This window comes from Amycolatopsis sp. NPDC003676, from assembly GCF_053587275.1.
In genome coordinates this window covers 26,101-34,872 of record NZ_JBSFNS010000090.1, presented here as the reverse complement: position 1 = coordinate 34,872, position 8,772 = coordinate 26,101, and the positions used below count along the sequence as shown (strand labels likewise).

General features: G+C 69.3%; 9 protein-coding genes and 1 pseudogene. 6 read left to right on the top strand and 4 right to left on the bottom strand.

All coding sequences use genetic code 11. The annotated features are described in order from the left end of the window. Positions 1-11: 11 nt before the first annotated feature. A pseudogene (locus ACWDNU_RS34680) lies at positions 12-134 on the top strand (polyketide synthase dehydratase domain-containing protein); the annotation flags it as partial. Positions 135-188: 54 nt separating this feature from the next. Here ACWDNU_RS34680 and ACWDNU_RS34675 read toward each other — a convergent pair. From ACWDNU_RS34675 to ACWDNU_RS34660, 4 genes are read right to left on the bottom strand one after another with little or no spacing between them, the layout of a single operon-like run. Continuing rightward, a complete protein-coding gene (locus ACWDNU_RS34675; protein WP_449671976.1) occupies positions 189-551 on the bottom strand; it encodes a hypothetical protein in 363 nt (120 codons plus the stop codon). Continuing rightward, positions 548-1,615 carry a saccharopine dehydrogenase family protein gene (locus tag ACWDNU_RS34670; protein ID WP_449671975.1) on the bottom strand — a complete coding sequence of 356 codons (1,068 nt, stop codon included), beginning with the start codon at positions 1,613-1,615 and terminating at the stop codon, positions 548-550. Before ACWDNU_RS34670 ends, ACWDNU_RS34675 begins: the two co-directional genes overlap by 4 nt. Continuing rightward, positions 1,612-2,493 carry an alpha/beta hydrolase gene (locus ACWDNU_RS34665; RefSeq protein ID WP_449671974.1) on the bottom strand — a complete coding sequence of 294 codons (882 nt, stop codon included), beginning with the start codon at positions 2,491-2,493 and terminating at the stop codon, positions 1,612-1,614. The genes ACWDNU_RS34670 and ACWDNU_RS34665 overlap by 4 nt, the downstream gene beginning before the upstream one ends. Further along, positions 2,490-3,863: a flavin-containing monooxygenase gene (locus ACWDNU_RS34660; protein ID WP_449671973.1), complete on the bottom strand. Its 1,374-nt coding sequence runs from the start codon at positions 3,861-3,863 to the stop codon at positions 2,490-2,492. The genes ACWDNU_RS34665 and ACWDNU_RS34660 overlap by 4 nt, the downstream gene beginning before the upstream one ends. A gap of 90 nt (positions 3,864-3,953) precedes the next feature. Between ACWDNU_RS34660 and ACWDNU_RS34655 the strand changes: the two genes are divergently transcribed. The 5 genes from ACWDNU_RS34655 to ACWDNU_RS34635 all read left to right on the top strand — a co-directional run bounded on the left by ACWDNU_RS34655 (position 3,954) and on the right by ACWDNU_RS34635 (position 8,726). Beyond that, the gene (locus tag ACWDNU_RS34655; RefSeq protein WP_449671972.1) at positions 3,954-4,595 is read left to right on the top strand and encodes a TetR/AcrR family transcriptional regulator; all 642 of its coding nucleotides are present in this window, start codon (positions 3,954-3,956) and stop codon (positions 4,593-4,595) included. A gap of 128 nt (positions 4,596-4,723) precedes the next feature. Then, positions 4,724-5,464, top strand: a complete 741-nt coding sequence (locus ACWDNU_RS34650; RefSeq protein WP_370938093.1) for a FadR/GntR family transcriptional regulator — start codon at positions 4,724-4,726, stop codon at positions 5,462-5,464. Positions 5,465-5,552: 88 nt separating this feature from the next. Next, entirely contained in the window at positions 5,553-6,281 is a 729-nt protein-coding gene (locus ACWDNU_RS34645; RefSeq protein WP_449671971.1) for an SDR family NAD(P)-dependent oxidoreductase, read from the top strand. A 28-nt stretch (positions 6,282-6,309) separates the two neighbouring features. Next, entirely contained in the window at positions 6,310-7,182 is an 873-nt protein-coding gene (locus tag ACWDNU_RS34640) for a cyclase family protein (protein WP_449671970.1), read from the top strand. Between the two features lie 11 nt (positions 7,183-7,193). Beyond that, positions 7,194-8,726, top strand: coding sequence for an AMP-binding protein (locus ACWDNU_RS34635; protein ID WP_449671969.1), 1,533 nt, complete (start codon positions 7,194-7,196; stop codon positions 8,724-8,726). Positions 8,727-8,772: the final 46 nt, after the last annotated feature.

Here is an 8,772-nt window from a genome sequence, read left to right as displayed (position 1 = left end):
GGTACGGTCCGGTGTTCCGGGCGGTGCGTGCGGCGTGGCGACGCGACGACGACCTGTTCGTCGAAGTCGAACTGCCCGAGCAGGCGCACGAGGACGCGGCCGGATTCGGTATCCACCCGGCACTGCTAGACGCCGCCCTGCACGCCACCGCGCTGTTCGCGGGCGACGGCGAGCACGCGCTGCTGCCCTCACAACTCCCGCCGCAGCGAGGACACCTCACCAAACCGGGCAAGGTCGTGCGGTTCCAGCAGAACCGACCAGCCCAGCAGCTGCCCGGACCTCGCGTCCACCGTGACGGTCAGCGCGTTTCCCCGGGGAGCCTTGCTTCCCGGCGGGATCTTGGCGGCATACGCGACGAAGTTCCCGGTCATCTGGATCAGATAAACCGGGTCGTTGGACTGGGGTCGCGTCCCGTCGATGCGCCTGAGCGAATACCGGTCGGTTTTCACCCAGTGAATATCGACCGGGTGGTCCACGCCGTTCGCGGCGGCCGCCCTCGTCGCCGCAGCCAGCAGATCGGCGGGAGCGGGCGGCGTGGCGTTGTCGCTCATGGCTCCTGCCGCACCAGCCCAAGCTCCGCGCACCCGTCCCGAAGCGGCTCCAGCCCGAAGGCGTCCACCGGCCCCACCACGCCGGGCTTCGCCGGGCCTTCGACGCTCAACCGAATCGCAGCCCACGCCAGCAAATCCCCGGTGAGCGTGTACGCGTTCGGCCCCTCAAGCCGCACCTCGACCCGGGAATCGGCGACCGCGACGACCTGTGCGCCGGTTTTCGCGCGCTCGGCGGCGTCCGGTCCACCGGACGGGCCCTTGATCAGCCCGCTCGCCGCCCGCATCACTGGCCCGGCGACCGCGGTCAGCGCGGACACCGCGGGCATCACCCGGCTCAGCGCGGGAAACCATCCATTGTAGACAGTCACCTCGTCGAGCGACGGGAAGTTCCCCGGCAAAAACAACACTTCCGTGCCGGAAACGAGAAACGCCGCCTTGGACCGTCCTCGAACCGGAAACGCGCGCACCCGGCTGCCGGTTCGTTCCTCGACCAGTCGTCGGCCCCGCCACCGCAGCGACGGCAGGGTCAGCCCGTCCCGCATGGTCTCGCGAGTGCCTTGGCTCAAGCCGCGATAGAACGGTCCGGTCGCGAAATACCCGATCTCCAGCGTGCGCACGGCCTCGCCGGCTTCCTGCGCCGCTAGTGCACCGGCCAGGATTCCGGGAACGTAGTCGTAGCCGAAGGCCGGGACCATCGCTGCACCAGTCTCGACCGCCCGCTCATGGTGTCGCTCCCGGACACCGCGGACGAAACCGACCTCACCGGTCGAGTCGAGATAGTGCGCTCCGGAGTCGGCGGCGGCTTGCGCGGCCGCGTGGCCGATCCGGTCGAACGGGCCGACGGTGGCGATCAGGACGTCGCCTGGTCCGGCCAAAGAGCGAAGGCTGGCGGGGTCGTTGACGTCCGCGACCGCGATCTCAAAGTCCTGGTCCCCGGAAAGAGCCTCCAACGCGGCCCGGTTGCGCCCGGCGAGAACTGGCCGCACTCCGCGCCGCAGCAGTGACTCCAGGACCAGGCCGCCGGTGTAGCCGGTCGCGCCGAACACCACGATCCGCCCGGTCATGCCGTCACCGGGACGTGCCGACGGAGGAAGCCGACCTGGTCCGCGACCACTCGTTCGAACGGATCTCCTTGGTAGATCGCGAAATGCCCGTCCGGATAAGTCCGGACCTCGCCGCGCGGCGCACGGGCGGCGTACCGCAGCGTGGGCCCGGCTGGCGCGACGGAATCCTCCTCGCACACCGCGAACAACGTCGGCACTTCGATCCTCCCGGCACCTCGACCCGGCCGATACCGCAGAATGTCGAACACCGCCCGGGCCGTGACCTCGTTGCGGAAATCGCTTCCCGGCGGCACGAGCGCAAGATACCCCGGCTCGGCGTCCGGCGCAGTCATCAGCGCGGTGCCTCGCCGCGGACCGGCGGTGGCGATCAGGTGCGGCGGCCGTCCGAGCCAATGCCCGATGACATCGCGAGCGGCGGCGGCCGTGGCCTTCGCCGAACTGGCCGGGTGCATGGCCAGCGCGGAAGAGATGCCGTCGGTGAACGGGCATTGCGCGATCGCGGCGACGAGACCGGCCGGACGGCGCGCGGCAGTGGCGAGCACGTGACCGCCGCCGAACGACGTGCCCCATGCGACGACGCGGTCGCCATCGACCTGGGGGAGCGTGCGAGCGTAGGCGATCGCGGCGGTCCAGTCGGCGAGTTGTTTCCGCGGGGACAGCAGGTGGCGCGGAGTGCCTTCGCTGTCGCCGAAATGCCGGTAGTCGAACACAAGACACGCATATCCGGCAGCGGTGAAGCGTTCGGCATATGCGGCGAGCCCCATTTCGCGGACCGCGCCGAGACCGTGCGCCATGACGATCACCGGCGGCTTTTCGTTCGCTGGCAAGTAAAGCGTCGCCGCGCATTGGTCGCCTTCGACTGGGAACGAAACGTTCATGCCGGGATCTCCTCTCGGGCGGCGGCGCTGGCCACCGGACGGTCGGCGGGAGTGCGACCCGCCGGACGACGCGCCCCGCGACGGCGTTCGAGCCGAAGGTCGCGCATGTAGTCGTCGTAGTCAACCTGGATGGTGTGCCGTTTGGACGCGACGTAACGCCGCGAGATCCGCCGCCGGTGCGTGTCGATTTCGCGCTCCATCCCGGCCGCGCCGGGCAGGTGGTAGCGGCCTTGCAGATGGTCGGCGATCAACAGCGCCTGCCGTTCCGCGATCGGCATGATCGCGCCGAGCGGCTGCACCAATCCGACGAAATACAACCCGGGTACGGTCGGATGGAAAACCCGCCGGTACAGCCGGATCTCGTTGTCGCCGGAGGGGTCGAGGAAATCCCGGTCGAAGAACGGGAAACTGATCTTGTACCCGGTGCAGAACACCACGAGATCCGCGGCGACCCGGCGGCCATCGGTGAACACGACGTCGTCCCCGTCGAACCGCTCGATGTTCGGCGCCGGGGTGATCGCCCCGTGCGCGAGCCGGTCGAGGATGCGGCTGGACATCGTCGGATGCGCCTGGGCGAACTTGTGGTCCGGCGCGGGCAGCCCGTACCGCGTCATCGGCCCGGTCGCGGCGGCCATCAACCGGCGCGCGACCGGCCAGCGCAGCGCCGAGGGGAGCCATTCTTTCCCGCCGATCTGGTCATACGGCTTGCCCCACACGTATTTCGGGATCACGTGGACCCCGCGCCTTGCGGACAGATGCGTTTCCGCGGCGTGATAAGAGGCGTCCACGGCGATGTCCATCGCGGAGTTGCCCATGCCGACCACGACGACGCGCCGTCCGGCCAGCTGCGCTTCCTCGGTGTAGGAGTGCGAATGCATGATCTCGCCGCGGAATCCTTCAGCGCCGGGGAACATCGGCTCAGGCAGCCGCGGATCCCAATGGTGACCGTTCGCGACAAGCACCGCGTCATACCGTTCGGTGTCCCCTGTGGACAGTGTCACCGCGAAACTGCCGTCCGGTTTCGGCTCGACGTGCGTGACACCGGTGCCGAACCGGATGCGGTCGCCGAAGCCGAAATGCTCCATGTACGCCGCGAAATAGTCGGCGATCTGGTCGTGCCGGGCGAAATCGGGCAGATTCGCGGGCATCGGGAAGTCGCTGAACTCCATCCGCTGCCGCGAAGTGTTGATGTGCAGGGACCGGTAGGCGGCAGAGACCCCGTTGCGGTTGCCCCACACCCAGTTCCCGCCGACCCGGTCGGACAGTTCGTAGCAGTCCACCTCGATGCCGCGCTCGGCGAGCACCTTGACGGCGGCGATCCCGGACGAGCCCGCGCCGACGACGCAGACCCGGAAGCTGTTCGCGGACATGCGCTCTCCTCTTTGTGACCGGTGGTCATATGACCAGTGGTCATAGGGTACGATCGGAGGGCGGGGAGAGTCAAGAAGAGGAGGTCGGCGGTGCCGACGGGAACGTGGGAGCGGCTGCCGGAGCAACGGCGGGCGGCCGTGCTGGCGGCGGCGGAGGCGGAGTTCGCGGCGCGCGGCTTCAGCGGCGGCAGCCTCAACACGATCTGCCGCGAGGCCGGCGTGTCGAAGGGCAGCCTTTTCCAGTACTTCACCGACAAGGCCGACATGTACGTCCACCTCGCCGAGCTGGCGAGCGTGCGGATCCGCGCGGCCGTGGAAGCCGAGATCGAGAAGCTCCCGTGGGACAAGGACTTCGCCGGCTCGCTCGACCAGCTGCTCGACGCGTGGGTGCGGTATTTCTACGACCATCCGCTCGAGCGCGCCATGACCGCGGCGGCCAACCTCGAACCCGATCCGGTCGCCCGCACGCCGGTCCGCGAGGCGGTCAACAGCCACTATCTGGCGGTGCTGCGGCCGCTGGTCGAGCGCGCGGTGGCGGCGGGGCAGCTGCGCGCGGACACCGATGTCGAGATCGTGCTGTCGTTGCTGCTGCTGGTCTTGCCGCATCTGGCGCTGGCCCCGCACGTCGAGGGGCTCGACCCGCTGCTCGGCCTGGTGGAAGGCGATTCCGCGCACGCGGCGGAGACCGCGCGCCGGATGACCGGGGCGCTGCTGGCACCGTATCTCCGCTGAGCGATACCGGGCGGAGGGATACGGGAAATGCGGTTCGCCGCGTCCCCGCCGGAAATCCGCCGTGGTATAGACTGGCGCGGCCCACGTGATTACCGATTCGCCGCACGCGCACCGACAGGGGTCGACCGATGACCAGCAAGAAGAACGCCTCGCCGGCCGGGGAAAAGGGCGGCAATCGGCGGCTGGCGGAAAAGGTGTCGGAGCGGATCGAAAAAGACATCATCGACGACGGCTGGCGGGTCGGATCGGTGCTCGGCTCGGAAACGGAGCTGATCGAGCGGTACGGGGTCAGCCGGGCGGTGTTCCGCGAGGCGGTGCGGCTGGTCGAGCACCAGCAGATGGCGGCGATGCGCCGCGGCCCCGGCGGCGGACTCGTGGTGACAGAACCGGATCCGGGCGTCGTGCGCAACGCGGCGCGGGTGTACCTGCGCCACGCCGAGGTGAGCCGCCGGCAGTTGATGGAGGCGCGGACCGCGCTCGAGGTCGCGGGCATCGCGCTGGCCGCGGAGAATCTCACGGAATCGGGAATCGTCCGGCTGAAAGAAGCGCTCGAATCCGAACGCGAACTCATCGAACAGGGATTCACCCGGGGGCACGCGCGCAATCTGCACCGCGTTATCGCCGAACTCGCCGGAAACCCGGCGATCACATTGTTCGTGGAAGTGCTCGCGCAACTCGACCAGGACATCGTGCAGCGGGAATGGGACGCCGAATCCTCCGGCGGCGAACACCGCGACGCGGCTCGCGAATCGCACGAGGCGCACGAAGCGATCGTGGCGGCCCTCGTCGCCGGGGACGCGCCGCTGGGCCAGCACCGGATGCGCCGGCACCTGCAGGCCATCGCCGCGTTGCTGCGGCCGGAAGCCTGACCCTCACCGCAGAGTACACTCTTTCGCTTCCCTTCGGTGGTCCTTTAGGAATCTGGCTTCAGGTTCCGTAAAAGAGTATACTGTATTGATGCTGACCACTATGGGCTTTGAAGCCGGAAGCTGTGTCTTGGTCACCGGCGCGGGCAGCGGGATCGGCCGCGCGATCGCGCTCGGGGCGGCCGAGTTGGGAGTCGCGGTGGCCGCGTGGGATCTCGACCTCGCGGCAGTGACCAGTCTCGCCGAGGAGTCGGGCGGCGACATACTGCCAGTCGAGGCGGATGCCGGAGACCCAGCGTCGGTCGCCGCCGCGCTCGATCGCACGCTGGCCTGGCGCACGCCGGGAATGCTGGTCAACAACGCCGGACCGTCGAGCCAGCGGCCGCGGCCGTTCGCGGACGGAGTGGTCGGCGTGCTCGGGCTCGTCGAACTGGTCACGACGTCCTGGCTCGACCGGGTGCGGGAGCGGGCGGAAGCGATCGTGAACGTCGCGTCGATCGCGGGCACGGTGATCGGCGGCGGCGTGAGCTGGTACTCCGCGGCGAAGGCGGGCGTGCTCGGCTACACCAGGTACCTCGCCGCGGAAGCGCCGTTCGGCGTGCGGGTGAACGCGATCGCGCCCGGCCTGGTGGAAACGCCGCGGATGAAGGAGTTCTTGCCCTCGGCGACCGGCAAGCGCATGGTGGGCCGGACGCCGCGCGGGCGAGCCGTGCAGCCCGCCGAGGTCGCCGCGGCGGTGTTGTTCCTGGCTTCCCCGTCGGCGGCGGGGATCACCGGCGCGGTCGTCCCGGTGGACGCCGGGCTGTCCGTCACGGTCTGAAACCCCCTCTGGCCACAAGGAAGTGTTCATGAGTTCCCGAAGCACCCCGCCCGACGCCGACCTCGTGCGCAGCCTCGGCCTGCCCGCGTCCGGCTCCGTGTACGACCTGTCGACCGGCTGGTGGCGGCACATGCCGACGTTCGCGGGCAACCCGCAGCTGGAAGTCGTCACGTACAACTCCCCGCAGGGCCAGCGCGCCGAAGGCCGCTTCCCGTTCGATTCGCCCGGCACGAACGACGTCGAGTTCGGCTATGTGTCCGAACTGGTCTCCGGCAGCCTGCACACCGGAACGCACATCGACGCGCTGTGCCACGTCACGTGCGGCAGCGAGGACGAATGGCACGGCGGAACCTCGGCGAACAACGCGCTGGGCGACTACGGTGCGCTGCGCGGCGACGCGTCCGAGCTGGCTCCGATCATCGGCCGCGGCGTGCTGCTCGACATCCCGAAGCTGCTCGGCCTCGACGTCCTGCCGCCGCATTTCGCGGTCGGGGAAGACCATCTGCGGCAGGCGGCCGAGGCGGGAGGGGTCGAGATCACCGGGTCGGACATCGTGCTCGTGCGGACCGGGCAGATGAAGTTCTGGCCGGACACCGCGCGGATCGCCGAGGAGAGCGGCGGCAGCGGCGTCGGTGTGGACGGGGCGCAGTGGCTGGTGTCGAAGGGGGTGCGGTACGTCGGCGCGGACACGATGTCGTTCGAGGTCCGGCCGTCGCCGGTGCCGGGCAATCCGCTGCCCGTGCACGTGCTTTTGCTGCAACAGCACGGGATCCACATCATGGAATGGGTGAACTGCGAGGACCTGGCGGCGGACGGCGTCGTCGCTTTCCTCTTTGTCGCGCTGCCGCTGACGCTGCGGGGCGGGACCGGTTCGCCGCTGCGCCCGATCGCTGTCGTGTGAAGGGAGCCGGGATGGAATTCGCCAACGACGTGCCGCTCAGCCCGCTGAGTTTCCTGCGGCGCACCGCCGATCTCGACGGCGACGGGATCGGCGTGGTCACCGACGCCGGGGAGCGGGTGTCGTGGGCGCGACTCGCGGACCGGGCGGAGCGGTTGGCCGGGCGCCTGCGCGAACTGGGACTCGGCGAGGGCGACCGGGTTGCGGTGCTGGCGCCGAATGGCGTGCCGTTGCTGGAAGCGCATTACGGCGTGCCTGGGGCCGGATGTGCTTTGGTGGCGCTGAATACGCGTCTCGCGCCGGACGAATACGCGCAGTTGTTGCGGCTTTCCGGCGCGAAGGTGCTCATCGTCGACCAATCGCTGGTGGCGCAGGTTCCCGAGCGAACGACTGAGCTGCGGGCGGTCGTGGTGATCGGCGAGGATTATGAGGATTGGTTGCGTACGGCGGTTCCGGTGCCGTTGCGGCTGCCCAGCGATGAACGTCAGCCGCTGGCGGTCAACTTCACCTCAGGCACCACAGCCGGTCCGAAAGGCGTGGTCTACACGCATCGCGGTGCCTATTTGAACGCGCTCGGCCAGGTCGTTTCCACTGGCCTGCAGCCAAGTTCTCGCTATCTGTGGACGCTGCCGATGTTCCACTGCAACGGCTGGTGCTACACCTGGGCGGTCACCGCGGCGGGCGCGCGGCACGTCACGCTCCGGAAAGTGGACGCAGCGCGGGCGTTCGAACTCATCGAGCAGGAAGCGGTGACGCATCTCAGCGGCGCGCCGGTCGTGCTCGACATGCTGGTGCAGGCGAGCGGCGGCGCGCGGTTCGCGCAGCGGGTGCAGTTCGCGGTCGGCGGAGCGCCGCCGTCGCCGGCTGCGATCGCGGCGCTGGCCGGGATCGGGATCGAGGTGACGCACCTGTACGGGATGACGGAGACGTACGGGCCTTCGCTGATGTGCGTTCCGCGGCCGGAGTGGCAGGAGCTTGCCCCAGGGGAGCGGGCGAAAATGATGGCCAGGCAAGGGGTCCGGACGGTGAACGTCGAGTCGGCGCGGGTGGTGACTCCGGAGTTCGAGGACGTCCCCGCGGACGGCGAGACCTTGGGCGAGCTGGTGATCCGCTCGAACACCGTGATGGCGGGGTATCTCGATAATCCGGCGGCGACCGAGGCGGCGTTCGCCGGAGGTTGGCTGCACACCGGGGATGTGGCGGTGCGGCATCCGGACGGGTATGTGGAGGTGCGCGACCGGCTCAAGGACGTGATCATCAGCGGCGGGGAGAACATCGCGTCGATCGAGGTCGAGAACGCGCTGCTGGACCACGAGGCGGTCGCGGAGGCGGCGGTGGTCGCGAAGGCCGATCCGAAGTGGGGCGAGGTGCCGGTCGCGTTCGTCCGCCTCCGCGATGGGGCGGAAGTGTCCGAGGTGGACTTGGTCGAGTGGCTGCTGGGGCGGCTGGCGCGTTTCAAGGTGCCCAGGGACATCCGGTTCGCGGAGTTGCCGAAGACGTCGACCGGGAAGATTCGCAAGGCGGAGCTGCGCAGGCTGGCGGAGTGACGGGTGGTTCGTGAGGGGAACCCTGAGGGAATCAGATTCCCTCAGG